The organism is Pelosinus sp. UFO1 (assembly GCF_000725345.1).
GTDB lineage: Bacteria > Bacillota > Negativicutes > DSM-13327 > DSM-13327 > Pelosinus.
Map to the genome: position 1 here is coordinate 3,692,388 of NZ_CP008852.1, position 24,436 is coordinate 3,716,823.

Sequence of the window (24,436 nt, forward strand, 5' to 3'; positions counted from 1 at the left end):
AATAGGTCTAATATCAAATTATCTATATATCATATAGTTTAAAAACTATATCATTGTAAGTAAAAGGAGTACAATATGGAATATCGTCAAATGAGATATGTACTAAAAGTAGCGGAGGAACGAAGTTTTTCTCAAGCTGCTAAGAAGTTATATATTGCCCAACCCTCTTTAAGCCAATGTATTCAACGGCTAGAAAAACAATTAGGTGTCTTATTGTTTGATAGGGCGGTTACGCCCTTGCGTCTTACTTTTGCTGGTGAACGATATATTGATACTGCTAAACAAATTTTAGCTTTAAACGATCAGCTTATTCAGCAAATGGATGATATTGCGGATTTGAAAACAGGTCGTATTACCATAGGAAGCTCCCCTTTTAGAAGTACTTATCTCCTGCCGCAAGTGCTGCCTATTTTTCAAAAACAATTTCCAGGTATTGAAATTGTTTTAGCGGAGGGCACTACTGCAGAGTTGGAAGAATTCGCCTTGAATGGCACCACTGACTTTTCAATCGTACTTCTACCACTAGCAGAAGATATTTTTGCATATGAACCAATTTTGACAGAGGAACTTTTAGTTGCTTTATCACCCGAGCATCCTTTAAGCAAACAAAATAAGGGAAGTAATTCTAATCAGCCTCCCTGGCCAACAATAAAAATTTCTCAACTAAAGGAAGTACCATTTATTCTGATGAAACATGGACAAAGGCTGCATCACACTTTACTGGATCTTTGCGCACAAGCTGGATTTAAACCGAAAATCATTCTTGAAAGTCAAAGCATGGAAGCAGCACAAGCTTTAGTTGTCGCTGGACTCGGGGCGACTCTACTCCCTGATACATTAGTTAGACTTAGGCATATGTCCGAACATCCTTGTTATTTTTCAATAGAAGAACCAATAAATCCGAGAACAGTTGTCATAGCTTATCGGAAAGAAAGATATTTATCTAAAGCTGCCCGTCTATTTATATCTTTGATGAAAGAAATACATAAATAAAAATACTCAACATTATTAGCTATGGTTCTACAAAACACTTCGTCAGAAGTTATTTTTTTATGATTTAATAGTAAGCGTCAAAGCTAAAGAAAAAAGAAGCTTTTACCTTGACGAAAGTCAATCAGTAACAGCTTCTTTTACTCTGCGAGAATCGGAAGAAAAAAAGGGCAGCAGCCTTTGCAGCACCTCCGTATCTCTATGATTATTCTATTTCGGTGCACTTTTAAAGACTTACGTTTTTTTCTCTACATTAAGGAAAACGTAAATACCAATTATATCACAATCGTCGTTAAACTTTGGTTCGGTAGTAGCTTCTACTATTGTGTATTCTTTATTAGCAATTGAAATCGTAGAACCCTTAAGTGCTTGAATTTCATCATGGTCAGGTAAAGATAGCGACATATCCTCGTCATTAAGTAGTGTTACTCCAGTATCGTTATCACTAACAATGGTAGACGTAGGTATAAAATCCATATAAGAGCATCTCCTTGTAAATTTTTCGAAGGCTACTACTCTGTTATTGTGCGGCAATAACAATCTCTGTATGCAATCAAAGATTTCCAGTTAAACAGGACTCAAGGGGACGGTTCTTTTGAGTTACTCCCACCTTTTTGTCTCATATCATCAATATAGAAACACAATCTTTTCTGTCACTAAATCTTAAACGAGTCAAAGAACCGCCACCTGACTCTTGCTGGCAGTTACCTTGAAAATTTCTTTTGAGCCCAAGAATCCAGCTTTTGAATGTGCTTTTTACCGATGGTCAATCCGTAGACAATCAGCAACACAATAACGAGGGTAAACAAATCAATTTCTTCTGTTACAACAAAATTTACTACACCCAAGAGCACTTGCGGAATAACACCCGTAAGTACTAGTATTGCTGATGCTACTTTTAACCAAAACTGCGATTGCATTTTGTATCTTGCATAGAAGATGAAGATTGTTGCAGACCAAGCAAAAAACTCCAAGATGATTAAAATAGCCCATTTGTTTTCCATGATTAAGTTATACATGTAATTCACTCCCCAATTTCCACAAATATGAGCATTCATAGACTTCCTAAAAGCTTTCGTACATCTTCCCCTATCTATGAATACAAAAAAAAGCCTTGAGAAGTGCATAAAGTACTCCCAGGCTTTTATCCTTCCGTGTACACAGCTTACTGTGCGCTTTCTCTCGGACCAGACTGGCATTGTTGCCACGGAACCCTAGAAAGCTTTTCTCATATTCACTTCGCAACAGAAACCACAACTATATTATATCACATTATCCATCATTGTAGCCCTGAAGAAACAAAGGGCCGGTTCATAAGCTTTTCTTTGAAAAACAATATCCCATATTTCTATTCTCCCCATTTTAAATACCTCAAAAATAAAAATACTATTTGTTAAAATCAACAAATAGTATTTTATGAATATAGCTCAATTTTCAATTTGTTATATATATCATTCTAATGAATCGAATTTGCCAAGTGAGTCTCTACTTCCTTATGGAAGAGACTGCTATTTAAATAAGATTCTACAGCTGTATATAATTCTTCTGATATGCTAACTTCCCCATTAACAAGAGTATTGACTTTACTAGCTAACTCCAGTTCCCCATGTTTAACGAATTCTTGGCCAATTTTCTTTAGTTCTTCTGTATTGCCATTTTTTAAATTACGCACACTATTCATAATAAAATTTTCACAATGTGGTAAATATAAGTACTTATTTAAGTACTCCATTACTTCATCCTGTTCTCTTTTTTCCTGCCAGCAGCAATATGTTGATGTTAAAATGTTCACAATATTGGTTAAATGATCCATGGTATATTTCCTCCATTTTATTATTTATTATTGATTATTGGCCAAGTAAAATTGCTTAATCTAAAACATGTAACAAACAAAGATGTTACATTCTATAAAAGTAACCATGAGCGGATAAGACTTAGTATAAGGTCTATCTTGAATAACTTGCAATTAATTTCCGTGTATGACTTAACTATTTTTACTTTTATACTACCCCTCCTTATTCCAAAATAGAATGATCCTCATTCCTTATTATTATTGTTATTTCTACATTTTTCGAAATATTCCTGCTTTTAAACATATAAATGTTTGATTTTCTTAAGCGTTAAATTAAACCATTTATTTGGCAGAGCTGCCTGTTTTAAAAAATTACAGCAAAAAACCCGCGAAATTCGCGGGTTCAATTCATTTCCGGATTTAATTGGTGGAGGCGATCCGCGAATCAAAGGGACGGTTCTTTTGGGTCATTCCCATCTTCTTGTCTCATGTATGGTTATATCCTTCCCCATTGTTTTCTAACTTCATCCATTGTATTCATTACATCAATCGATAAATCCAATGTATTTTCATTATTCTTATGTAAAATATAGTGATTCATCGCTTCAACTTCATAGAGTAATGCTTTTGAAGTTTCACCAGCTTCTACCTCTTCCACTCTTCCATCCAAGTAGTTTATAGTAGCTGTCGAGGCTCTTGGGAAATTATCTACCGTAATAAATCCTAATTCCCCGGAAATAACACCTCTCTTGGGCATTTTTGCTCTCATGGTTAAAGAAATTACAGCCATTTCATCCATAGAATTTTTGAGCACTATTCCAGATTGTTCATCTACACCGGTTTCGAACTTTTTCATCGTAGTTAGAATTTCATTAGGCTGGTTAGAGAAAAAATATCTAGAAAAAGAAATAGCATATGTCCCAATATCAAGAAGAGCTCCTCCTGCTAATTCTTTGCTAAAAAAACGATTGGTAACATCATATTCTTTACAGCTTCCAAAAGATACCTGAATCATTTTAAGTTTTCCAATTTTCCCCGAATGAATCATATGACGTAACTTTTTATATAATGGCATATGATAAATAGTCATGGCCTCTGCCATTATTAGATTCTTCTGCTTTGCTAAATTAGCTACTTCTTTTAATTGCGTACCATTTATAGTGATTGCTTTTTCGCATAATACATGTTTATTATTGTTAAGACTCTCCATTATATATTCATAATGATTACTATGAGGAGTAGATATATAAACTACATCAATTTCATCATCTTTTAACATTTCTTCATAGCTACCATAAGCTCTTTCAATATGATAGTGGCTTGCAAATTCTTGTGATTTTTTTAAAGATCTTGATCCGACAGCATATATACTTCCATTAACTTCAATAATAGCTTTTGCAAAGTCTGATGCAATGGCTCCCGGCCCTAATATCGCCCATTTTATCTTCTTCATATGTTTCTCCCTCCGAGTCACGTCCCGCCAATTTTGAAAATCCAATAGATTTATATGTTCTTTTATATTATTCCTATTTACCATTAAAATACAAAACTCCTGCAAGACTACGATACTTGCAGGAGTTTGATCGTTATAGATTTTTTAGACAAAATATTACTAAATGGTAAACTGTCGAAAATTAGTTCTAACTATTTTAAGTTTTTTTTACATTAAGGAAAACGTAACTACCAATCATATCACAATCGTCATTAAAAAATCCCTCTCAACTGTCGTGGCAAAAAGGCCTTTTTCAGATCTTAATTGTATAGACTTTCACCAACAAGGAAAAATCGAGGGGACGGTTCTTTTTGATTCAGAGTCTACTATGGCTCATTAGCAAGACAAAAGAGTAACATTGTCTCTTTTCTTTCTCCTTGTGTTATAAATATATATCTTTCAGTAGAGGTAATTAACTACAAAATAATTTATTCTAAACTATAGATCCAAATAGCCTTGTAAGCTTATAGAAATTAATGACCACACAATCGGAGGCATTATGCGTAACTTTATAGTGTACAGTGTCCCTATGACTCCTCTAGTTGGGTGAAGTCGAGATAAGACCATGTAGATGAATGACAAAAAATGTCGTAATTGATATAATATAGAAAATCAAGTAGAGGAACATGAAAGGAATTAATTCATTCAATGATAAATATTACAGCCATAATTAAAACCGTTCCCTTTGGTCTATTAGCACTAACCAGCCTTCTTTTTTCCGAGTTGACGATAGATACTATGCTTAGTACAAACCTCTATAATGTTTCGTATGCTTTATTTTTGGTCGGTATGTTGTTTAGCTGGTGGTTTAATCGCAGTCGTGTGTTTTTTTTGTTGGTTACATTTGCTCTATCTGACTGGGCCTTAAGTAACACTGCGGCGGAAATCGTTGGACTTCCTTTTTATAAAGCCTCAATTTTTTCGATTGTCTGTATGGTTATCCCAGTTAATATTTTAATCTTCTCTTCGATAAAGGAGCGCGGTATTTTCAATACCTGGGGCTTGCTACGGTTCGGTCTTATTTTTCTCGAACTATTTTTTATTGCTGCGGCAGTTATAACAAAGGATAGTGATTTGCTCAAGCTATTCACTCAACGGTTGGTTTCGCTGGACTTGGCAAGAGTTACGATTCCGCAACCTGCATTGTTGGCCGCTGGTATTACACTACTGTGGCTAGTTAAAAAACAGTTAACACAGCCCTCTAATCTAAATAATGCTTTCATCGCAGTACTTTTTGCTGCTTTGATAGGACTGCAACTCAAGACCAATGTAATGGCAGTACCAATTTTCTTTTGTGCTGCCGGCCTCATGCTGCTTACAGCAGTTATTCAGGATTCCTATTCCATGGCCTATCTGGATGAACTAACAGGTTTGCCTGCGCGTCGTGCGCTTAAAGAAGAACTTATGAAGCTGCACGGTGATTACACTGTTGCTATGCTAGATATTGATTTTTTCAAAAAGTTTAATGATACTTATGGGCATGACACGGGAGATGAAGTCTTGCGCTTAGTGGCATCCGTACTCAAAGGAGTGACTGGTGGCGGAAAGGCCTTCCGCTATGGCGGAGAAGAGTTTACCATTATTTTCCCACGCACTAAAATTGCAGATGCATTGCCGCATCTAGAAGAGCTGCGTGCCGCCGTAGAGAAAACTCCTTTTACTTATCAAAAAGAGAAAAAAGGGAAGAAATCTTCTGCTAAAAAGCTTTTTGTAACAATTAGCATCGGAGCCGCTGAACGCAGCGAAAAAAATAAAATAACTGAGAACGTCATGAAAGCCGCCGATACCGCCCTATATCGTGCCAAGAAAAAGGGACGTAATTGTGTAAGTAAATAATCTTTACTTACATCTTTTATTTTCCCACCCTTTATGAGACAAGGGGACAGTTTCCTGTCCCACTAGATCCTATCAATCACACTTTTTAGATGATCCTGTTATCCTAGCTAATTCCATAGAGCACCTATCAAAAAACAAATCATTCGTCATCCCTGCCAAATACTTCTGATCTTTGACATAATTGCATAATATCGCTGCTGTTTTCTTAAGAACGAAGGGCTACTCCTAAAAATCACTAGCGCTTTTTGAAACATTTCTCTAGCTTCTTTTACGTATCCCTCTTTATGAAAAACAACTCCCACTTCATAGTAGATTTTAGGATTTCCATATTCAAATATTTTTTCCATATATGCACCAATTTGCTCTCGATGTTCTTCTTTTTTCAAGCTATACTCTATTAGATATACATAAGGAAATCCGTATTGAATCTTCGGATTAATTTTCAGAGCACTCTCCAGCGCTTCCTTTCCAAGTTCTAATTCCCCCATCCTAATACGTGCTACGCCTAAATAATATTCGATGTCAGGATGTTCTTGTATTAAATCATGCGCTTTTTCCAAGTGTTGCCGTCCTTCTTGCATATTTCCGCTTTCCACTTGCAGTGCACCTATTTGATAAAGGATATGGCCTGGAGAAGGACTAAACTCAAGTTCCCTTTTTAGTTTTGCTATTTTTCGCCAGCGACTTAGTGGTTTAATGAAATCCGGTAAAGCACCAATATACCGCCTGTCGATAATGGCATAAACAATTACCATTAAGACAAGCGCTGTAAACGGATTTTCAGAAAATTGCCTAAGAATGACATATAAAAAGAAAAACTTAATGATAACACCCCCAATAACTATTAGATCATTATATTTACAAAAGACTCAAAGGGACGGTTCTTTTGAAATACTCTATTCTTGCCAATCCATTAGATATTCTGTAAATCCAGAATCCTTATTAGCTTGTTCAACTTGTATTTTAAAACCACATCTCTTATAAAAATTGACTGCGTCAATATTTTCAACATAAACAGCTAATTCTAATTTTGAATATAAAGCCTTGCAATGATCGATTAGTTTTAGGCCAATTTCCTGTCCCTGATACTCTTTCGCAACAAATAATGCTCCAATAAAAAAACCTTCAATGATACTAATAAATCCTTTAATAATACTATCTTCTTCATAAATGAATGTTCTCGCCATGGGCATGTATTGCTCTTTTACAACATCATAGTTATCAACCCAATAATTTTCTCGAATAAAATGATGAGCATTAATATTAGTATCTAACCATATTTTCATAACTGCATCTATTTTATTCTTTTCAAAATCTTTAATCATACATTCTCCTATTAAAATAAACCATGTGGATGATAGGTACTTTTATCGCATGACATCAGTATCCCATATTTCTATCTTATTTACCATTAAAATAAAACGAAACTAGGCCCAATCTCATCAAAAGGATTGGGCCTAGTTTACTATTTTACATGATACACAGGGGATGATCCTCAATTATCGCTTTATAAAAGAATGGTTCTTACTTCACTTACTAATTGTCTGTCAATACTGGATTCATGTGTATACCGCCCTAGCTGTTGCTTAAAAATGGAACTATGCTTTTGGAGATTCATAACATACGGCTGCTCCAGCTTCTAACTCGCCCTCAATATATTTGGATACTTCGATATGCACTGGATGAATCAAATACGCATCAAACTCTTCCATAGAAGCAAATTCCGTAATCAATATAATGTCATAGGATGACTTCCCGTGGCGTATATCCACTTCTACTTTCAAATCACGGAGAAATTCAATTTTCCCTCGCATACTCAGCAATATGTCCCTCATCTTTACAATATTGTCGTTGTTCCTATCCTTCAGCTTTAAAAGCAGATTATTTATGATCATTCTAAAGCCTCCTATTTAGTATTAGTTACTGGTAATTATTAAGTTTAACAATCAATCGCCAGTCAGTCGGATGCTCAACATACTAATCCTGCCTTCATTGATGATGAAGTGGAAATCAAGAGAGGCTGGACTCCCATCGAAGTTTCCAGAAACTTGAGCGGTGAGGACTGTTTCTTTGTCTCGCTCGACGAGGGCAGTTGCCTCTAGGGTGAATTGATATTTTTCAATGCTAGCGTCAGTCCATTTTTTGATGGCATTCGTACCACGAATTTCCTGTCCTTCATCATGAACAATGGCATCATTTGCAAAGCAGGCAATTACTGCATCGCTGTTATGATCATTCTTTGCCTGAACAAAATCCGCAATAAGCTGTGGTAATTTTATCGACATACTTATCCTCTCCTACTTGTTTTGTAATTAATGCTACTATTTCCTGTACGTTCCTCTGCCCCCCATCAGATTGTACGAATAGTTCCTCCATCGATGATATATTCGCAACCAGTAATATACGAAGCCCGGTCAGATATCAGAAAGGCCACGAGTTCAGCTACTTCATCGGGACGACCTGGACGTCCAAGTGGAATACCTCCTAGGGAATTCATCATTTCCAGCCGGGCACTGTCATAATCGCTGCCCGAATCCTTAGCTAACCGCTCGATTAGTCTCTCTGCAGCCATCGTTTCTATGAAACCAGGTGCAACGGAATTGACCCGCACTCCGTGAGGCGCGACCTGGTTGGCTAGTCCTTTGCTGTAATTTGTCAAAGCCGCCTTCGCTGCAGAATAGGCCAAAGTCTCAGTTGCTGGGAAGAGTCGCCTGATTGATGTAATGTGAATGATAACACCGGCGCCCTGTTCCAACATCGAAGGCAGCAGTGCTCGATCTAGACGAACAGCTGAGAATAAATTTGTGTTAAAAATCTGTTGCCAGTTATCATCACTCATTGCCAGAGCTCCCTCAATCGAAACAGAAGATCCCCCTACAGTATTGACCAAAATATCTATACCACCAAAACGTTCAAGCACCTCCTTGGAAATCTTCCCTACTCCTTCAGGGGTGCTGACGTCAGCTTGGATGAACAAGTCTGCCACTGGGGCATCATTAGGAATGGATCGAGCTGTAGTTATAACCGTTGCCCCAGCATTCTTAAGACGCTTAACAATCGCTTCGCCAATACCTTTCGTTCCACCTGTGACCAAAATTCGCTTGCCTTTAAATTCATTTACATTAAATGAGTTACCCATTATCATGTTCCTTCTTTCCCTTTTTTCATTGTAGGATTCTACCTCTTTTTCAATTATACACACGATAATAAGACAGCTGTATGTCATATTAAGATGGACTACTCATACATTTTTAAAGCTTGTTTCATCTCATTTGCAATGATTTTCCTAATATGCTCTGGCTTTAATACCTCAACAGAGGAGCCAAATGACATTATGTAGCCATAAACCCATTCATCCTCAGGAAAAGCAATGTCTACGTCAAAACTTCCGTCGTCATTTTCTGTAATAAACGAATCATCAAAATCATCATAAAGTCGATTCAAAACCTTTGCCTGAAATCGCAGTTTTAACTGAACCGGTGGCTTTGAGAATTCTTTCATTTCTTCTGTTTGCTGCCCTGATAATATCTTTGGCACAAATTCTTCTGACCTTACTTCAAGATTTTTCAACCTAGAAATGCGAAAAGTCCTATGACCTTGACGTTGTCTACAATAGGCAACTAAATACCATGAATTTCCCTTGAATATAAGTTTTTCAGGTTCTGCTAAACGACTGCTTCTATGACCGTTTGAGTTTACATATTCAAAATGAATGACCTTTCTTTCCAGCATAGCTCTCTTGATATCATTAAACTTATTTTTCTCATTAGGTATGCTTCCCCAATGTGAAAAGTCAATTTCTACCCAGTCATTATTAAGAGTGTTTTTGAACATGGCACCAAATTTTTCAAGTACTATGTCAAGTTCAGGATATTTAGTTGCTTGCAGTGTTTTAACGGCCAATAGCAAACTTTCCCTTTCCTTATCGGAAATAAACGTTCTATTCATAACATAGTTTTCTAAGAGTGATATTCCTCCCCTATTTCCCTTATTCATGTATACAGGTATCCCAGTTGAAGAAAGTACATCAATATCCCTATAAATGGTCCTAGTCGAAACTCCAAAACGATCAGCAAGTTCTTTTGCTGTAACCGTCCCTTTATTGAGTAAGATTATTGTTATTTCAAATAAACGATTTATTTTCATATTCATCACCCAAAATAATTATATCATTTAATAAGACATTCTTATGTCATATTCGAATAATAAGGGGACAGGTTCTCTGCCCCACTAGATCCTGTCAATCATACTTTTAGATGGTACTGTTATCCTTGTTAATTACCTTAGAATTAAATGATCTATTCCATCTAAAACACTTGTTTTAGATTGTAAGTATACTTATAATATAAATACATAGAATAACTAAAGGAGTGGATTTAAATGGCTGAATTTACGTTTCAGACGGAGATTTATGCAACATCACAGGCCATCTGGGAAATGTATACCAACTTAAATAAACGACGTCAATGGGAAACAGACTTGGAATACATATTACTAAATGGAGATTTCGCTACCGGTACTTCTGGTACTATGAAGCTACAAAATCAACCAGAAATGCCTTACACACTGACTTCCGTTATCCCTCAAAGAGAGTATTGGGATAGAACTGAAATTCCTGATGCAGGAATCGCGATATGTTTCGGTCATGAATTTACAGACATGGGTGATGGCACGTTGGTAAAAATAAGTGCAAATCTAGAAAAATCGACTGCAATTACGGAGGAAGAGATTCTATTTTTAGCCCAAGTGTTTTCAGATACACCACAGGCAGTACTAACAATAAAAAAAATGGTTGAGAATAAGAATGATTAATTCCAAGTTTAAAAACGATTCCTCGAAAAGTCCGGGTTTTCTGTTCATTAGAGCCTATAATAATTGGTATACCCAAATACAGAAAGCGTTACGCCCTATCAATCTAACCCATCCTCAATTTATCATTCTTACAGTTACAGCTTATTTGCAAAATCGCGGTGAAAATCCCACTCAAAAAATGATTGCCGATCACTCAGCAATCGATGTCATGACAACCTCTCAAATACTGAAACTGCTCGAAAAGAAACAATATATTCAACGAAAACAACATCCTACTGACACAAGGGCAAAAATTATCCTGTTACTGGATGCAGGTCAAAAAAAAGCCAATCAGGCGTTACCATTAATTGAAAACATTGATGACATATACTTTGGCGTTCTCCAATCGGATGCGACTTGCTTTATGGATTCGTTACAAAAGCTATGTTCATTTCGGTTCGGTGATAATGATTCCTAAGAATCACAGGGACGGATTTTTTGAGCACTCCCCTCTTTTTCTCTCATATTTTCAACTTCTTACGGCAGTGGTTGACTATACTTCAATAAATGGATCTATTACATATCTGTACCTATGGAAAAAGAAAAGCTTTCGTGCAATTATGTTGTAACATTCCATAATATGCTATAATTGGTTACAGTATAATTTGTTGCAGTATATATAAGGAGTGATTATTTTGTTTTTCCTCTTCGGATGGGGCAAGATTACAAAAAAGGTAGTAGGACCAATGTTTGAAAAAACCTGCGGTTACTGTAATCGTACACAAACATGGCAATTGTGTAAAAATAGAACATGGTTTACATTATTTTTTATTCCAGTAATTCCGTATAATACCCGCTATTCAATATCTTGTCCTAATTGCGGCAGTTACATAGAAATATCTGATGAACAATTCAATAGTATGAAAGCTGATTTAGATCCTACTGGCAAGACTAGCAATGCTGATGTTGTCGATAGTATTAAATATGCTGGAAAAAATGCTGTTCAAATAAATTATTTGAAACAGATGGAAGAATTTAATAACAAAAAGTAAAGTATCCGAGTGATAAGGAATCTCCTTATTACTTATAATTCAATTGTTTGTTAATGAACAGACTACACTTACCAAATAATACAAAGCTCCTTCCGAAATTACTACAAATTTTGGTAGGAGCTTTTTGCTAAAAGAATATATATCTGTAGTATTCGTAAGAGTAATTTTATTAACCATTCATTTCGTATCGTTAAAGTAAACTAACAAAATCTAAAATAGATAAATAACATAATAGGAGGAATTAGAATGAAAGCAATGGTAATTCGTGCTTATGGTGGACCGGAAGTTTTCGAAGTAGCTGACGTCAAGCAGCCAGAAGTAAAAGCAGGGTATGTTTTGGTGAAAGTAGCTGCCAGTAGTATCAACCCCATAGAGACAAAAATCCGTTCAGGATTGGTGCCAGCAATTACCCCAGCTTTTCCTGCCATATTAAATGCCGATTTTTCTGGCGAAATAGTAGCCCTAGGTGAGAATGTTCTGCATTGGAATGTTGGAGATGAGGTTTTTGGCTGTGCTGGCGGTGTTGGTCAGCTTCAAGGTGCATTAGCTGACTATATGCTAGTCGCTGCTAACTTAATTGCAAAAAAGCCATCAAACATAGACTATGCTACGGCTGCCTTATTTCCCCTCGTCAGTATAACGGCTTGGGAGGCCCTCAGGGAAAAGGTACAGGTTCGTGCAGGGGATAAAGTATTAATTCAGGGTGCTGCAGGCGGTGTAGGACATATTGCGCTGCAATTGGCCAAACAACAGGGTGCGGTCGTCTATGGAACTGTACGAAGTCAAAAACAAGCGAATATTATAAAAGAATTAGGTGCTGACGCTGCTGTTTTTACCGAAACGGAGTCCGTAGATGAATATGTAAATAAATATACCGATGGTAAAGGCTTCGATGTTGTCCTCGACCCAGTAGGTGGTAATAATTTGATCAATAGTTTTAAGGCAGTAAAATACAATGGTTCTGTTTGTACTACAAATGCAAGAATGACTCTCGACCTTGGTATTATGCATGCTAAAGCGATTAGTCTCCACGCGGTATTCATGCTAATACCAATGGTTTATAATATTGAAAGAGATCGTCATCATACGATCTTAAATAATATAAGTCAGATGATTGAAAAGAATCAATTACGTATTAATCGAGATGAAAAACAGTTTACATTCTATCAAATCGGTGAGGCCCATCAATATATCGAGTCTGGAAAATCACAAGGCAAAGTATCTCTCATTCATTCATTTTCCGATAATGCTTAAATAGGCATAAGGGACGGTTCTTGTGAGTCCCTCCTATCGTTATTTTTTGAACCGATCTTCCTACCTCTAACAAAAAAAGGTACTACTAATGTTATTTCTTATGATAACATTAGTAGTACTTGGATATCTTACTTTATCATTACGCTGTGCCATAATACTCTACTTAGGTCTAAAATTAAAAAAACTATTGTACCGTGGTAACAGTAACTACATTGCTTTTTTTCATAACGTCAGCAAGGGTTTCATTTGTGACTTGTAAATCAGTATCACTTTCAACAGCTACTTGAAATTTTGTTCCAGTAGGGATGTCCTGATTTGAGCCGTGTAAAAAGCCAGAGAATATTCCAAAAGCCAATACTCCAAGCACCATATTAGCACCGCCACCACTCTTTTTTGCGTCTAATGTAAGAGGAACCTCCACACCATTAAGAGTTTTTATGCTTTTTGCGGCTAACTCGACTTTTCCACCTTTTCCCCAAGAACCAGCCGGGCTAGCTTTTGTAACTACTGCTTCGCCTGTAGTTCCTTTAGGAATAACTTCTACTCCATTAATAACTATAGTTTCTGTAGTCTTAAATAGAACAATGTCATTTACTTTGTTTTTCCCTGAATTAATAGGAGTAATGATCTCAGTTTTCAAAAGTGTCCCTTTGGGAATATAAACATTACCTGGAACTAGATTAGAAACTTGTGGCGAACTTGCAAAACCTACTAAATTACATAGAAAAACCATTATGATAGTAAATACCAGAACTTTAGAAATTTTCATGTTCACAGAAACCTCCAAGTATTTATTACGCAAATTTAACAATTCAATTAATAAATACAAATACCTTTAAAATGGAAAATAAATATCTATATCCTATCAATACATTGATGCATCAAACCTGCAAATATAAAGATAATGACAACGAAGATTGAAAAATCGAATAGTATCTTATCATCAGTATCGTTTGAGCGTTTCTTCCGCTGTATGACTCGGAGTATTCTATTAAACATGCAAATGAGATAAATGGATAAAATCCAGCTTGCCTTCAGACTGTTTTTTGAGAATGCATTCTGGATGCCGTGCAGGAAAGTATTGTGGGTGCAAACCTAATGCTAATGCAGTAACATTCATTTCAGTTACAAAATAATCCTTCAAATAAGAAAAGGTGGCTTTCGCCACCTCTTTTTTACGCCTAAGTCTAGGCATATATAACTAAATATCTCTAAATCTCAGAAAACTGCTAAAATAAATTCTGACAGTTGCTTAGGCCATGAACATTTTGATATCATCTTCAGGATTGCTGATGCCGCCGATGCCAAATTGCTCTACAAGCACCTTGGCTACATTTTGTGAAAGGAAGGCTGGCAGCGTCGGTCCAAGATGAATATTTTTCACACCAAGGTATAACAACGCCAGGAGCACGATAACGGCTTTTTGCTCATACCAGGCGATATTGTACGATATCGGCAATTTATTAATATCATCCAAACCAAAAACCTCTTTAAGTTTCAAGGCTATAAGTGCTAGCGAGTAGGAGTCGTTGCATTGACCAGCATCCAATACCCGGGGAATACCGCCAATGTCACCCAACGGAATCTTGTTATAGCGGTATTTGGCGCAGCCCGCTGTCAGTATAACAGTGTCTTGAGGCAATGCTTTCGCAAAATCAGCATAGTAATCTCTGCTCTTCATGCGGCCATCGCAGCCAGCCATAACAAAGAAACGTTTGATAGCGCCACTTTTCACTGCATCCACAACCTTATCAGCCAGAGCTAATACCTGGTTGTGAGCGAAACCACCGATTATTTCCCCTTGTTCCAACCCCTTAGGAGGTGGGCATTTTTTAGCGTGAGCGATAAGAGCCGTAAAGTCTTTCGGTTTGCCATTTTTCCGCTCAGCGATTTCTTTCAAGCCTTCAAAACCGACTACCCCCGTCACATACACGCGGTCTTTATAACTAGCTTTCGGCGGCACCAAGCAGTTCGTAGTCATCAGAATGGGTCCGTTGAAGGTGTCAAATTCTTTGTCCTGCAACCACCAGGCATTGCCGTAGTTACCAGCAAAATTGGAATATTTCTTAAAGGCTGGATAGTAATGCGCCGGCAACATCTCGCCGTGGGTGTATACATCAACGCCCGTCCCTTGGGTTTGTTCCAATAATTCTTCCAAATCTTTTAAATCATGACCGCTGATAAGGATACCAGGGTTGTTTCTCACACCAATATTGACTTTGGTAATCTCCGGATTGCCATAGGTACTGGTATTGGCTTTATCCAATAAGGCCATAACATCAACACCGTATTTGCCGCATTCCATCACCAAAGCAACCAATTCATCAGCACTCAGCTTATCGTTAATAGTGGCAACTAACGCTTTTTGCATAAAGGCAAAAATAGCATCCTCCATATAGCCTAATGTATAGGCGTGCTCAGCATAAGCAGCCATTCCTTTTACGCCATAGGTAAGCAGTTCACGCAATGAACGGACATCTTCATTTTCAGTTGCCAAAATTCCGACTGTGGCAGCCTTTTTTTCAAATTCTGGTGCATTGTCAGCAAACCACAGAGTGCTGTCATGAGAAGCTTCTGCTGCTCCATCCGCTGTGAACCAGCCAGTTAATTTCTGCCAGATGGATTTCGTACTGTCATTTGCAGCTTCTACCTTTACACCGGCTTTTATTAAAGCAGCTTTCACGTTATCTCTTACGATCAGCGCTTGTTTTACGAGCACAACAAAGTGCTCCTTATCGAAGTTAGCATTGGTAATGGTTGCAAATAAGCCTTCCATTATAAACTTATCAGCCTCGGGTGTAGCAATTTTAGCCTGACGAGCCTCAAGTGTATAGACCGAAATCCCTTTTAGTGTGTACATGAGCAGGTCTTGGAGATTAGACACATCAGCCGTTTTTCCACAGACACCACGCATGGTGCAGCCAGTACCTTTGGCTGTTTCTTGACATTGATAACAAAACATTGACATATATTTTATCCCCCTTATATTGTGAAGCGCTATTTAAATCTTCTGATGTTATTCTAGCGAAAACTCTATCGATTGACTGTGAGCAAAATCACATAAAGGAAAACAAATTTATCTACCATTAAATACAAAGTTCCTGCAAGGCCAAGCTACTGCAGGAGTTTGTTATATAGACAAAAATGCTAATCTCCTGTAACATTAAGCGGTAAATACAACACACTTTTCAAGGAGTTATTATGCGTAAAAAGACAACTATCCTAGTACTCGTTATAGTCATCATTGCCTTTTATTGTAGCTATACGGTTTATTCTTACGACAATCGTACTGTCAGCAACTTATCAGCCTACTGTAATATTGATTTTCGTGGCGTAATTGATCCTCAAACAAATACTGTTGCAGGAGCAACCTTATCTATAGTCGATTTCCGATATGATTCTGGACCACTGGAAAAGTTTTTCATCATTGATACTGATGGTAAAACATACCAAATAGATAGTATCGAGATATCCGCCCAGCCGCCGACCTATTCGCAAAAAGATTTTCCCACAGGAAAATCCTTTAAATATACCAATACTTTATTTGTCACCTTCCCCCCACAGGTCCTGATGGAGATATCCCAGGCTGATACTGTAAAAGTTTTCTTTAAATACACCGACAGCGATTCGGCAATTGAACTGCCATTAAGCGCCGTAGATCTACAATACTGGAAAAATCAATTGCCGTCTTTGTAAGATTACGCTTTGTTGCCTTCCCCTAAAAACAAGCCTTGCAGTTACCTGCGAGGCTTGTTTTTTTCGATCTTTGCTGGCCACTTAATTTGGACTAGGGGACAGATTCTCAGTCCCACTAGATCCTATCAATTGTGCTTTTCGATATTCCGTTATTCTAAGTCATCTTCATTCTTCCTCGATCTTCACTGTTTTCCTCTGCCTCCCGAGTCTCAATGCCTCTTCCTTGTCTGCAACGTATACATCGACCCTATCGCCTACAATATGACCACCTCGATCCTCATTGACATACCAATGACCATCTATGCATATCCTAGTTCCCAAGGCATACCTAGAACTCATTGCTACTGTGCGCCCCTCGGCTACCCTAGTTCCACTCGCGGTAATTCCATGACCATTCATACCTTCATCGTTTGCGGTGTAGTACGAGATTTCCATGACAACTTCGCGGTATCGAGGCTCTGGCTTCGCAACTACGGTTTCCTCTATGGGAGCTACGTACTCCACGGGTGCTTCGTAGTTATCTTCGTACAAACAATGTGGTGCAGTGAAAAATAGCACCAGAATAAGCAGTGTAATTCGCAGTAATCATCGACCTCCTTATAAATCACAGAAATACTTTATAAAATATACATTCGTAAAACCTATGCAACATTCACATGGAGCATTAGTGAGTGCCTCTCCTACTATCTTATGAAGTCTTAGTTCATTCTGTAACCTTATTTTGTCTTCTTGGTTTCTTCGCTTGCATTGGTGTTACATACTTTTCTTTGCAAAGTCAATGAATAACTTTTTGTTATCACTGTTGATAAGGTCCACGCACTTAACCATAAATGCAAAGATTCTATAAACATTAAAACCGCTGTAATAAAGCGATGTACCTCCCTCGCATATATAAAAAGTACCACCAGCTATCATTGGATAACACTGGTGATACTTTTATTGTTCTTATATTACTGCTTTCCAAAGCCCATTTGTGTTACTATTCCATTTACCATTAAAATACAGAACTCCTGCAAGGCTAGGTTGCTTTGCAGGAGTTGTCGTTATATATTGGTAGTTGGTCTCAGCCATCTACATTTATACCTTATTTTTACTACGTATAGGAAACAAATCCCTAAACACATAAACGAATAGTAATAAGCTGCCTCCAATGGCACCCCACTTAAACCAAGGGTTCTCTACCATCATATGCAATTGCATGCCTAGCGCAGCCCCAACATACAGAAAGATGGTTAGCCACAGAACCGCGTGCACCATGTCGTAGATAAGAAATTTAATAATAGAAATACCGCTAATGCCTGCTACATAGGGAGTAACATTACCTATTGTTGGTAGAAAGCGAGCACCGATAACATAAGCCGGGGCAGACTTCTGTAGAAGTTCCTGTGCCTTTCTAAGACGTTCCGGGGTTAGTCTAATATATCTCCCCCATCTCATTATGAATGGTTCTCCAATACGACGTCCTAGCATAAAGGCAGAAATTGAACCTAGCATGTATCCTAGTAAAGATACCAGCCAGGCTATTATCATATTAAATTCTCCTTGCTTTGACAAAAAACCTGCCAAAGCAACTAACACGCTGCCTGGAAATGGTAGTCCTATCGCTTCCAAAAAGACTCCAGCAAACACCCCTGTCAATCCAATGCTGCTTAAAATATCAAGAATTCTGTCAAACAATATATCCCCTCCCAGCCTATTATGGCTGAAAATCGTATTAAATATTTGTCCGACTGACCTGAATTATAAGCTCTGCGGCCATCTTCTCTCTTCGAGAAAGTTTGTCTGCGATCCCTATAGTGTCTTTTTTTCGCTTAGACAGCTTCGCAACCATAATCAGCCCGCTCGCCCCTAAACCCACGATAATTCCTGCACAACTGCCACCACAAGAACCACACACGCCTGTGCAGGCCGCATATGCAACTGGCAATAAATGACATAAGCCTGTTCGGGGGTCTTCATAATACTGCTTGCAGATTTAGTTAAAGATGCTACTAATTCACGCTTCTGTTCTTTACTTAACTTAGCTGCTTCAATTGTGATTACTGGCATTTGTTTCACTCCTTACCATGTTGTTGATTAATAATGGTAGCCCCGCTTTGCTAAAAAGCTCCCTCAATAAATAATACATACTTCTTTCCTCTCGCATAATACTAATCCTTATTTAGTGGTGTTTGCTAAAAAAATCAAAGTATGTTTTTCCCCAATGCTTCAGCTCTCTTTAGTCCGTCAGTTTTCAGAATATCATCTTTATCATGAAGACCCGGTACAATGATTACGCCGCTATCCTTCCAACCCAGGAATCTAGCAATTAGTTTATAGGACGTAACAATACCCTCGTAATTAGATTCATCTTTATCGCCTCCGGTGACTAGAAGTGCGCAGTCCTTTATCTTTAATGTCCTCTTTGAAATTAAAAATGAATAGAACTTGTCAATAGCAGCTTTCAGCTGTGCCGGAAACGAGAACCAGTACATTGGTGTTGCGAACACAATCATATCGGCTTGCTCCAAAAGCGGCGCAAGCTCACTAAAATCGTCCGGAATCGAACAAGCTGTACCCTTTTTGAAACAAGTCTGACAGTCTATACATCCCTTAATTCTTTTATCGGCGGTTGCATATTTTACAGTCGTGTGTCCCGCCTGCTGGGCGCCGGCAATAAATGCATCTGCCAGCTTATCGCTATTGCCACCTTTTCTAGGGCTACCTGTTAAGACGAGTATATTTTTTAACATATATAGATTCCTCCTTTAATTAACTCCCAATTTCTTCATTTGCATAGCCTGGAATGCTCCACAACTGTTGGGCTCCTTCGATTACAGGCATTGTCATTCCTCCTATAAGTTGTTGGTTGTTTTATCTAATTATATGTGTTACTCTTTCAATATAAAAGTATGCACTTTTGCGGTAGATACTATATACCAAGGAAGATACTATACTAAAGGAGAGTGTCGATATGGAAAAATGTGAGGAAATTAACTTCGATTGCCCTGTAATATATACTTTGTCTGTGCTCGGTGGCAAATGGAAGTGGTTAATCATTTATATATTATCCGCGCACGGGATCTTAAGATACGGGGAGTTGAAGAGAAAACTCCCAGGTATTACTCACAAAATGCTGAGCCAACAACTTAAAGAATTAGAAACTGATCAATTGATTGATCGCAAAGAATATCACCAAATTCCGCCTAAAGTTGAATACTCTTTAACCCAAAAAGGAGAGACACTCGTTCCTATTTTGGACCTCATGTGTGACTGGGGCGAATTGAATTGGCCAAAGGCCAACCTTAGCTTTCCGAAGGAATAGTGCATTTTAAATATGGCAAAAACACTAAAGAGAAACTCTGCATCTTTTTGTGCTGAGTTTCTCTTTAGTGTTTTTGACTATAATAGTTTTAGATACTTTTACAACATTCTTCCTGAAAACATATTAAGTTCTAAAGATTATAACAGCTATACTATCGGCTACCAGAAAGCGAATGTGTTATATTCATCTAAAGCCCATTGCATGTTTTACAATCTCCATTTTTTCTATAGAGGTCAGCTTCTCTAAAAGTTTAAAAGCTACGCCTGAAGCAGTTTCAGGACAATAGGAGGTAATGATATTTTTATCCTCGACGATAGGCTCATTTACTACATCAACACCAAATTCTTTCAACTGCTTTTGACGATATGCATCCCGCAAATGATAGGTAGTGGCTTTTCGTCCCATTAACACTCCACTTTTCCCCACGGGCAGCGCCGCTACGCAAACTGTAGCAATTATTTTTCCTTGTTTATCAAACTCACGAATAAGATTCAAAAATCGTTCATCATAGGCTTCTTCGTAGAATCCGAATTCCTCAAACCCGCCCGGAATTGCCAAAGCGTCATAATCATTAACATTTATTTCATCAATTATTTTATCAACTAAAATTGGAATGTTAAAGGTGCTGGTTACCTCTTTTTGAAAGCCACATGTGACAACTGGCACATCAAACCCATAGTCATTTCTCGCCCATCCCATGACATCAACAAAAACGCTGAATTCCATGGTTTCAAATCCTTTCAGCACAAACAATAATGTTTTCATTGAATCTCCCCCATAAATGATAAATTGCCATCTTTAAAATATACGATTCCCTCCCTGGGGTTTTCTATAAGCTCTCTTTTATAGCTCCAATTTCACTTAAGAAATTTACAACATGTGAATACCAGTTATCACGAGCATGCACAAACGAACTATGACCATCTATTCCAGATGTTGGTAATGAAATGAACCTTGCTTGCCCGCCATTACCTACATAGACGTTTACCATTGCTTGAGCAAGAGACGGTCCAAAGTAATGATCATTCACTGAATATAGCCATATCGTAGGCACCCTTGAAGTTTTCCCATAATGAGCCATCGAATTAATTAAGTTTTTCTCATCGCGTACTAAGTCTGGGGCATAAGACCCCCTCCCACCAGCGAAGTTTACAATCCCAATAACACCATCAATATGTAGCGCCCCTGCAGCAATCACAGAATGCCCTCCTGTAGATTGCCCTAATAAAACGATTCTCTTGCTGTCGACATACTGCTTAGTTTTCATATATTCAACAGTAGCGCTAATATCTTTTGCCGCTTCTAACCCTGATTTAGTATAATTACGCGTCCCATCTGCATAAACCTTGTTTTCAACATATTCCCCTTCCGAACTACCGAAACCTCGACGTACAACAAATACTACTGTAAATCCTAAGTTAGCAAATGTCTCACACTGATTTTTATATCCAACCGAAGCGTTTGTTTTTGCCCTGTCTTCAGCAAGACGGGGTGTTCCATGGTTAATCACCAGTAGAGGAAACGGTCCCTCTCCGACTGGTTTGTAAATCTTTGCATCTAACTGAAACGTTTTATTTTCTACTGTAAGTGGAATCTTAACCAACTCCGTTTCAAGAGCAGCAGCAAAGACTATTCCTTGAATACAAATCAGTACAATCAAAACTAGCAATACAATTCTTTTTTTCAAAAAAACACTCTCCCTATAAATAGCGTTTCCTTTTTTATCATCTTTGTCCACATATTACAATAATCCTTCTTTATCAGTCATACTTATTTTATATCTTATCGTCTACGTGTGTTATTAATCGGATCCATTAATATATATCTTTGGATAGATGAAAAAATTTTCAAAGTACAGTATTATACAAGAAGGTTAATTTAAAATGTTATGTAATATCTAAAGTTAATTGAAATATAGAGGGGGCACTTCTTTGGGGATTTACAATGAACTACTTGAATCGAGTCCAGAATTATCAATCATAGAAATCCTCCACCTAAGTTGGAAAATATTCAAAAAAAATATAGGCCCTATTATAGCAATTTCTTTTGCAATGTCACTACCATATTCAATTTCTCATGGAACTGTCAAAGACTACCATAGTTTTAATTTCCTTGATGTTTTTTTGTTTGTAGTTGGATTTATCTCCCACATTATAGGATCATGTGCACTGATTCAATTTATTGCAGATATTGTATATAATAAAGCCATCAATTGGACAATAATAATGAGCTTCGCGCGTGCAAAATCTTCTACCGCCGCGATAACTTACGCAATATTTATGTTGAGAATCTTGCTTCTTGGTTTGCTTTTTGTCATCCCCGGAATCATCTATACTATATTATATATATTTACATTAGAAGCTGTTGTCTTGCGAGGCCTTCGAGGAATGAAAGCCCTAAAATATAGTAAAGAGTTGGTGAAAGGATATTGGTGGCGTGTATTTAGCTCATTATTATTAATAAAGGGCATAGAGATATTGTTTGCCTACATATTTAAAACTTATTTTACATATCTATCTTTTTATTTTCTTTTGGGACCAGTTTTTAAAGGGTTTGAAGTAGTTTTCACCCTCTTGCTATTTGTGCGGCTGGAACAACTCAATAATCTCGCCCCCGGCACCATTGAGACCAAATCCTTTACAAACGATTCTCCTTTGAGCAGAGAAGAATAGGCCAACATCCCTAAAAAACCATTAAGCAATAGCCATAACTCACTTAAAAAGTAAGTTATGGCTATTTTCTCTTAAGTTAAAGTTTATTATTGCCCAATTTTTGCCGAAGGACTTATTAATATCGAAAAAGGATCTAATATAATATTACCGTTCTCCTGCAAGGCTAGGCTGCTTTGCAGGAGTTTTATACTTTTTCCAGAATATGTTACGCTATATTGAAGTGCCTGGGAAACTTAATCGTTCTCGTGATTTAAGTGAAATATGTGGCAATTCACCTTTAAAGGAGTGGTTACTGTGACAATCATAATAAAAAGTGCTATACCGAATTCATTGACTCTTGCCAATTTAGGGTGTGGCATAATGTCTATCATGATGCTATTTCAAGTAAATTACATATGGTCTTGCTTTTTTATATTATTAGCATGTCTCGCGGACCGGTATGATGGACTCGTTGCTAGACGTCTAAATGTATCAAGTGAATTAGGAAAAGAGCTTGATTCTCTAGCCGATTTAATTTCTTTTGGCGTTGCCCCTTCTATTCTTGCTTTTAATCTTTATGGATTTTCCCAATTGGGGATTTGGGGATATATATTGGTATTATTATTCCCAATGGCTGGTGCTTATAGATTAGCTAGATTCAACGTGACTGAATTTGACGGAGAATTTTATGGTATTCCTATAACTTTTGCTGGTATGTTTATGGCCCTATACTGCCTAGCTACAATAAACTTCTTATTACCTTTAGGAATTACTGTAATATTAATAATTACTTTATCTTATCTTATGGTCTGCAAACGCAAATTTAAAAAATTCTAAAAAGTAAATTCACTGTAAAAGGTGGCCAAGAGTGTGAGTACTGTTTTCGGTTATATGCAATGTGATGTAAAATCACCTGTTAATGCAGTCAAATTAGGTATTAACGGGATACATCTGTCCTTTTCTAAACAACTTCATACCGAAAAACAGCTACCAGAAACTCTTGGCAACCTATAAAGTACGGCAACTAGTGTATCTTCTTGCCATATACAGAAAAGTTATTACTCTTTTCTGTCTTTAAATACTTACTACAAAGACGCCGGTTGTTCGGCGTCTTTTTACTTTCACAGGAGGAAATAATATGAAATAAATAATCAGTTACAAAAAAATTGGTGGGCTAGCTTCCCGATTATTATTTCAGACACTCGATTTATCCTTTATGAAGGATTGGTATCTGCTTATCTCGTATTTCTACCATTGGCATATCTGTTGGCTGTAAAATTAGGCTACGGGGTGTACGGAGGTTATTTTGCCTTTTTATTATGGTGCATTACGGATTGCACAGCGCTTACCATTAGGTTTTATCTACAAAAAGGCTGGCGACAAAATCCACCACATACTAAAAGGAAAAATGCAACTTAATAGAAGTTCTAGCCACTATAACCAAAGCTTTTTTAGAACTACTCCATGTATCTGATAACATGGAGTATGTTATAATAATGATTGAATATGCAGTTTGCGTGGAACAATAGTCTTTCGATTGTAGACTGCATATGATTGACGAAAGGAGTTGTTATTATG

General features: G+C 37.3%; 29 protein-coding genes and 1 riboswitch. Of the genes, 11 read left to right on the forward strand and 18 right to left on the reverse strand.

The window, feature by feature from the left end:
* Positions 1 to 75: 75 nt before the first annotated feature.
* Entirely contained in the window at positions 76 to 993 is a 918-nt protein-coding gene (locus UFO1_RS17510; protein WP_038672948.1) for a LysR family transcriptional regulator, read from the forward strand.
* A gap of 231 nt (positions 994 to 1,224) precedes the next feature.
* On the opposite strand, the gene UFO1_RS17515 is transcribed toward UFO1_RS17510, so the two are convergent.
* The 4 genes from UFO1_RS17515 to UFO1_RS17530 all read right to left on the reverse strand — a co-directional run bounded on the left by UFO1_RS17515 (position 1,225) and on the right by UFO1_RS17530 (position 4,235).
* Positions 1,225 to 1,467 carry a hypothetical protein gene (locus tag UFO1_RS17515; RefSeq protein ID WP_038672950.1) on the reverse strand — a complete coding sequence of 81 codons (243 nt, stop codon included), beginning with the start codon at positions 1,465 to 1,467 and terminating at the stop codon, positions 1,225 to 1,227.
* A gap of 227 nt (positions 1,468 to 1,694) precedes the next feature.
* A complete protein-coding gene (locus UFO1_RS17520) occupies positions 1,695 to 2,009 on the reverse strand; it encodes a hypothetical protein (RefSeq protein WP_144390895.1) in 315 nt (104 codons plus the stop codon).
* Positions 2,010 to 2,121: 112 nt separating this feature from the next.
* Positions 2,122 to 2,219, reverse strand: a riboswitch (guanidine-I (ykkC/yxkD leader).
* Positions 2,220 to 2,446: 227 nt separating this feature from the next.
* Complete coding sequence (locus UFO1_RS17525; RefSeq protein ID WP_038672954.1) at positions 2,447 to 2,803, reverse strand: hypothetical protein; 357 nt, start codon at positions 2,801 to 2,803, stop codon at positions 2,447 to 2,449.
* Positions 2,804 to 3,278: 475 nt separating this feature from the next.
* Positions 3,279 to 4,235, reverse strand: a complete 957-nt coding sequence (locus UFO1_RS17530) for a Gfo/Idh/MocA family protein (protein WP_038672955.1) — start codon at positions 4,233 to 4,235, stop codon at positions 3,279 to 3,281.
* Between the two features lie 687 nt (positions 4,236 to 4,922).
* Between UFO1_RS17530 and UFO1_RS17535 the strand changes: the two genes are divergently transcribed.
* Positions 4,923 to 6,110: a GGDEF domain-containing protein gene (locus tag UFO1_RS17535; RefSeq protein WP_051788991.1), complete on the forward strand. Its 1,188-nt coding sequence runs from the start codon at positions 4,923 to 4,925 to the stop codon at positions 6,108 to 6,110.
* A 146-nt stretch (positions 6,111 to 6,256) separates the two neighbouring features.
* Here UFO1_RS17535 and UFO1_RS17540 read toward each other — a convergent pair whose 3' ends face one another.
* From UFO1_RS17540 to UFO1_RS17565, 6 genes are all read right to left on the reverse strand, one after another.
* Positions 6,257 to 6,865 carry a hypothetical protein gene (locus UFO1_RS17540; protein WP_038672957.1) on the reverse strand — a complete coding sequence of 203 codons (609 nt, stop codon included), beginning with the start codon at positions 6,863 to 6,865 and terminating at the stop codon, positions 6,257 to 6,259.
* Between the two features lie 141 nt (positions 6,866 to 7,006).
* Entirely contained in the window at positions 7,007 to 7,435 is a 429-nt protein-coding gene (locus tag UFO1_RS17545) for an N-acetyltransferase (protein ID WP_038672959.1), read from the reverse strand.
* Between the two features lie 273 nt (positions 7,436 to 7,708).
* A complete protein-coding gene (locus UFO1_RS17550) occupies positions 7,709 to 8,005 on the reverse strand; it encodes a Dabb family protein (protein ID WP_038672961.1) in 297 nt (98 codons plus the stop codon).
* A gap of 51 nt (positions 8,006 to 8,056) precedes the next feature.
* Positions 8,057 to 8,395 (reverse strand): nuclear transport factor 2 family protein, encoded by a 339-nt coding sequence (locus UFO1_RS17555; RefSeq protein ID WP_038672963.1) that lies wholly within the window; start codon positions 8,393 to 8,395, stop codon positions 8,057 to 8,059.
* A gap of 65 nt (positions 8,396 to 8,460) precedes the next feature.
* Entirely contained in the window at positions 8,461 to 9,249 is a 789-nt protein-coding gene (locus tag UFO1_RS17560) for an SDR family oxidoreductase (RefSeq protein ID WP_038672966.1), read from the reverse strand.
* Between the two features lie 98 nt (positions 9,250 to 9,347).
* The gene (locus tag UFO1_RS17565; protein ID WP_038672968.1) at positions 9,348 to 10,256 is read right to left on the reverse strand and encodes a YafY family protein; all 909 of its coding nucleotides are present in this window, start codon (positions 10,254 to 10,256) and stop codon (positions 9,348 to 9,350) included.
* A 234-nt stretch (positions 10,257 to 10,490) separates the two neighbouring features.
* Here UFO1_RS17565 and UFO1_RS17570 point away from each other — a divergent pair, with 234 nt between their 5' ends.
* The 4 genes from UFO1_RS17570 (at position 10,491) to UFO1_RS17585 (ending at position 13,207) form a co-directional block, all read left to right on the forward strand.
* Positions 10,491 to 10,922: a hypothetical protein gene (locus UFO1_RS17570; RefSeq protein ID WP_038672969.1), complete on the forward strand. Its 432-nt coding sequence runs from the start codon at positions 10,491 to 10,493 to the stop codon at positions 10,920 to 10,922.
* Positions 10,915 to 11,379 carry a MarR family winged helix-turn-helix transcriptional regulator gene (locus UFO1_RS17575; protein ID WP_038672971.1) on the forward strand — a complete coding sequence of 155 codons (465 nt, stop codon included), beginning with the start codon at positions 10,915 to 10,917 and terminating at the stop codon, positions 11,377 to 11,379. Before UFO1_RS17570 ends, UFO1_RS17575 begins: the two co-directional genes overlap by 8 nt.
* Before the next feature lie 217 nt (positions 11,380 to 11,596).
* On the forward strand, positions 11,597 to 11,953 hold the full coding sequence (locus UFO1_RS17580; protein ID WP_038672973.1) for a zinc-ribbon domain-containing protein: 357 nt from the start codon (positions 11,597 to 11,599) through the stop codon (positions 11,951 to 11,953).
* A gap of 246 nt (positions 11,954 to 12,199) precedes the next feature.
* Positions 12,200 to 13,207, forward strand: a complete 1,008-nt coding sequence (locus UFO1_RS17585; RefSeq protein WP_038672975.1) for a zinc-dependent alcohol dehydrogenase family protein — start codon at positions 12,200 to 12,202, stop codon at positions 13,205 to 13,207.
* A gap of 184 nt (positions 13,208 to 13,391) precedes the next feature.
* On the opposite strand, the gene UFO1_RS17590 is transcribed toward UFO1_RS17585, so the two are convergent.
* Together UFO1_RS17590 and hcp are read right to left on the reverse strand one after the other, a co-directional pair.
* Positions 13,392 to 13,982 carry a hypothetical protein gene (locus UFO1_RS17590; protein WP_144390896.1) on the reverse strand — a complete coding sequence of 197 codons (591 nt, stop codon included), beginning with the start codon at positions 13,980 to 13,982 and terminating at the stop codon, positions 13,392 to 13,394.
* A 477-nt stretch (positions 13,983 to 14,459) separates the two neighbouring features.
* Complete coding sequence (gene hcp / locus UFO1_RS17600) at positions 14,460 to 16,175, reverse strand: hydroxylamine reductase (protein ID WP_038672980.1); 1,716 nt, start codon at positions 16,173 to 16,175, stop codon at positions 14,460 to 14,462.
* A 233-nt stretch (positions 16,176 to 16,408) separates the two neighbouring features.
* Between hcp and UFO1_RS17605 the strand changes: the two genes are divergently transcribed.
* On the forward strand, positions 16,409 to 16,903 hold the full coding sequence (locus UFO1_RS17605; RefSeq protein ID WP_038672982.1) for a hypothetical protein: 495 nt from the start codon (positions 16,409 to 16,411) through the stop codon (positions 16,901 to 16,903).
* A gap of 165 nt (positions 16,904 to 17,068) precedes the next feature.
* Here UFO1_RS17605 and UFO1_RS17610 read toward each other — a convergent pair whose 3' ends face one another.
* The 4 genes from UFO1_RS17610 to UFO1_RS17625 all read right to left on the reverse strand — a co-directional run bounded on the left by UFO1_RS17610 (position 17,069) and on the right by UFO1_RS17625 (position 19,635).
* On the reverse strand, positions 17,069 to 17,302 hold the full coding sequence (locus tag UFO1_RS17610; protein ID WP_201771034.1) for a 3D domain-containing protein: 234 nt from the start codon (positions 17,300 to 17,302) through the stop codon (positions 17,069 to 17,071).
* Between the two features lie 678 nt (positions 17,303 to 17,980).
* Positions 17,981 to 18,580 carry a DedA family protein gene (locus tag UFO1_RS17615; RefSeq protein ID WP_038672984.1) on the reverse strand — a complete coding sequence of 200 codons (600 nt, stop codon included), beginning with the start codon at positions 18,578 to 18,580 and terminating at the stop codon, positions 17,981 to 17,983.
* 171 nt (positions 18,581 to 18,751) lie between these two features.
* Positions 18,752 to 18,952, reverse strand: a complete 201-nt coding sequence (locus tag UFO1_RS17620; RefSeq protein WP_038672986.1) for a tautomerase family protein — start codon at positions 18,950 to 18,952, stop codon at positions 18,752 to 18,754.
* A gap of 134 nt (positions 18,953 to 19,086) precedes the next feature.
* Complete coding sequence (locus tag UFO1_RS17625) at positions 19,087 to 19,635, reverse strand: flavodoxin family protein (RefSeq protein ID WP_038672988.1); 549 nt, start codon at positions 19,633 to 19,635, stop codon at positions 19,087 to 19,089.
* 221 nt (positions 19,636 to 19,856) lie between these two features.
* Here UFO1_RS17625 and UFO1_RS17630 point away from each other — a divergent pair, with 221 nt between their 5' ends.
* Entirely contained in the window at positions 19,857 to 20,207 is a 351-nt protein-coding gene (locus UFO1_RS17630; protein ID WP_038672992.1) for a helix-turn-helix domain-containing protein, read from the forward strand.
* 183 nt (positions 20,208 to 20,390) lie between these two features.
* On the opposite strand, the gene UFO1_RS17635 is transcribed toward UFO1_RS17630, so the two are convergent.
* A complete protein-coding gene (locus tag UFO1_RS17635; RefSeq protein WP_038672994.1) occupies positions 20,391 to 20,972 on the reverse strand; it encodes a DJ-1/PfpI family protein in 582 nt (193 codons plus the stop codon).
* A 64-nt stretch (positions 20,973 to 21,036) separates the two neighbouring features.
* A complete protein-coding gene (locus UFO1_RS17640) occupies positions 21,037 to 21,894 on the reverse strand; it encodes a S9 family peptidase (protein ID WP_158442845.1) in 858 nt (285 codons plus the stop codon).
* A gap of 244 nt (positions 21,895 to 22,138) precedes the next feature.
* Here UFO1_RS17640 and UFO1_RS17645 point away from each other — a divergent pair, with 244 nt between their 5' ends.
* The 3 genes from UFO1_RS17645 (at position 22,139) to UFO1_RS25315 (ending at position 23,872) form a co-directional block, all read left to right on the forward strand.
* Positions 22,139 to 22,879 (forward strand): hypothetical protein, encoded by a 741-nt coding sequence (locus tag UFO1_RS17645; protein WP_038672995.1) that lies wholly within the window; start codon positions 22,139 to 22,141, stop codon positions 22,877 to 22,879.
* A 294-nt stretch (positions 22,880 to 23,173) separates the two neighbouring features.
* Entirely contained in the window at positions 23,174 to 23,695 is a 522-nt protein-coding gene (gene pssA, locus UFO1_RS17650) for a CDP-diacylglycerol--serine O-phosphatidyltransferase (RefSeq protein ID WP_144390897.1), read from the forward strand.
* Positions 23,696 to 23,728: 33 nt separating this feature from the next.
* Positions 23,729 to 23,872, forward strand: a complete 144-nt coding sequence (locus UFO1_RS25315) for a hypothetical protein (RefSeq protein WP_158442846.1) — start codon at positions 23,729 to 23,731, stop codon at positions 23,870 to 23,872.
* Positions 23,873 to 24,436 lie beyond the last annotated feature (564 nt).

Coding starts and splice junctions, on each gene's coding strand:
- UFO1_RS17605 (WP_038672982.1), top strand. CDS start 16,409: ATGCGTAAAAAGACAACTATCCTAGTACTCGTTATAGTCATCATTGCC.
- UFO1_RS17525 (WP_038672954.1), bottom strand. CDS start 2,803: ATGGATCATTTAACCAATATTGTGAACATTTTAACATCAACATATTGC.
- UFO1_RS17510 (WP_038672948.1), top strand. CDS start 76: ATGGAATATCGTCAAATGAGATATGTACTAAAAGTAGCGGAGGAACGA.
- UFO1_RS17610 (WP_201771034.1), bottom strand. CDS start 17,302: ATGAATGGTCATGGAATTACCGCGAGTGGAACTAGGGTAGCCGAGGGG.
- UFO1_RS17635 (WP_038672994.1), bottom strand. CDS start 20,972: ATGAAAACATTATTGTTTGTGCTGAAAGGATTTGAAACCATGGAATTC.
- UFO1_RS17625 (WP_038672988.1), bottom strand. CDS start 19,635: ATGTTAAAAAATATACTCGTCTTAACAGGTAGCCCTAGAAAAGGTGGC.
- hcp (WP_038672980.1), bottom strand. CDS start 16,175: ATGTCAATGTTTTGTTATCAATGTCAAGAAACAGCCAAAGGTACTGGC.
- UFO1_RS17555 (WP_038672963.1), bottom strand. CDS start 8,395: ATGTCGATAAAATTACCACAGCTTATTGCGGATTTTGTTCAGGCAAAG.
- UFO1_RS17535 (WP_051788991.1), top strand. CDS start 4,923: ATGATAAATATTACAGCCATAATTAAAACCGTTCCCTTTGGTCTATTA.
- UFO1_RS17585 (WP_038672975.1), top strand. CDS start 12,200: ATGAAAGCAATGGTAATTCGTGCTTATGGTGGACCGGAAGTTTTCGAA.
- UFO1_RS17530 (WP_038672955.1), bottom strand. CDS start 4,235: ATGAAGAAGATAAAATGGGCGATATTAGGGCCGGGAGCCATTGCATCA.
- UFO1_RS17545 (WP_038672959.1), bottom strand. CDS start 7,435: ATGATTAAAGATTTTGAAAAGAATAAAATAGATGCAGTTATGAAAATA.
- UFO1_RS17520 (WP_144390895.1), bottom strand. CDS start 2,009: ATGTATAACTTAATCATGGAAAACAAATGGGCTATTTTAATCATCTTG.
- UFO1_RS17515 (WP_038672950.1), bottom strand. CDS start 1,467: ATGGATTTTATACCTACGTCTACCATTGTTAGTGATAACGATACTGGA.
- UFO1_RS17550 (WP_038672961.1), bottom strand. CDS start 8,005: ATGATCATAAATAATCTGCTTTTAAAGCTGAAGGATAGGAACAACGAC.
- UFO1_RS17560 (WP_038672966.1), bottom strand. CDS start 9,249: ATGGGTAACTCATTTAATGTAAATGAATTTAAAGGCAAGCGAATTTTG.
- UFO1_RS17620 (WP_038672986.1), bottom strand. CDS start 18,952: ATGCCAGTAATCACAATTGAAGCAGCTAAGTTAAGTAAAGAACAGAAG.
- UFO1_RS17630 (WP_038672992.1), top strand. CDS start 19,857: ATGGAAAAATGTGAGGAAATTAACTTCGATTGCCCTGTAATATATACT.
- UFO1_RS17540 (WP_038672957.1), bottom strand. CDS start 6,865: ATGGTAATTGTTTATGCCATTATCGACAGGCGGTATATTGGTGCTTTA.
- UFO1_RS17565 (WP_038672968.1), bottom strand. CDS start 10,256: ATGAAAATAAATCGTTTATTTGAAATAACAATAATCTTACTCAATAAA.
- UFO1_RS17575 (WP_038672971.1), top strand. CDS start 10,915: ATGATTAATTCCAAGTTTAAAAACGATTCCTCGAAAAGTCCGGGTTTT.
- UFO1_RS17570 (WP_038672969.1), top strand. CDS start 10,491: ATGGCTGAATTTACGTTTCAGACGGAGATTTATGCAACATCACAGGCC.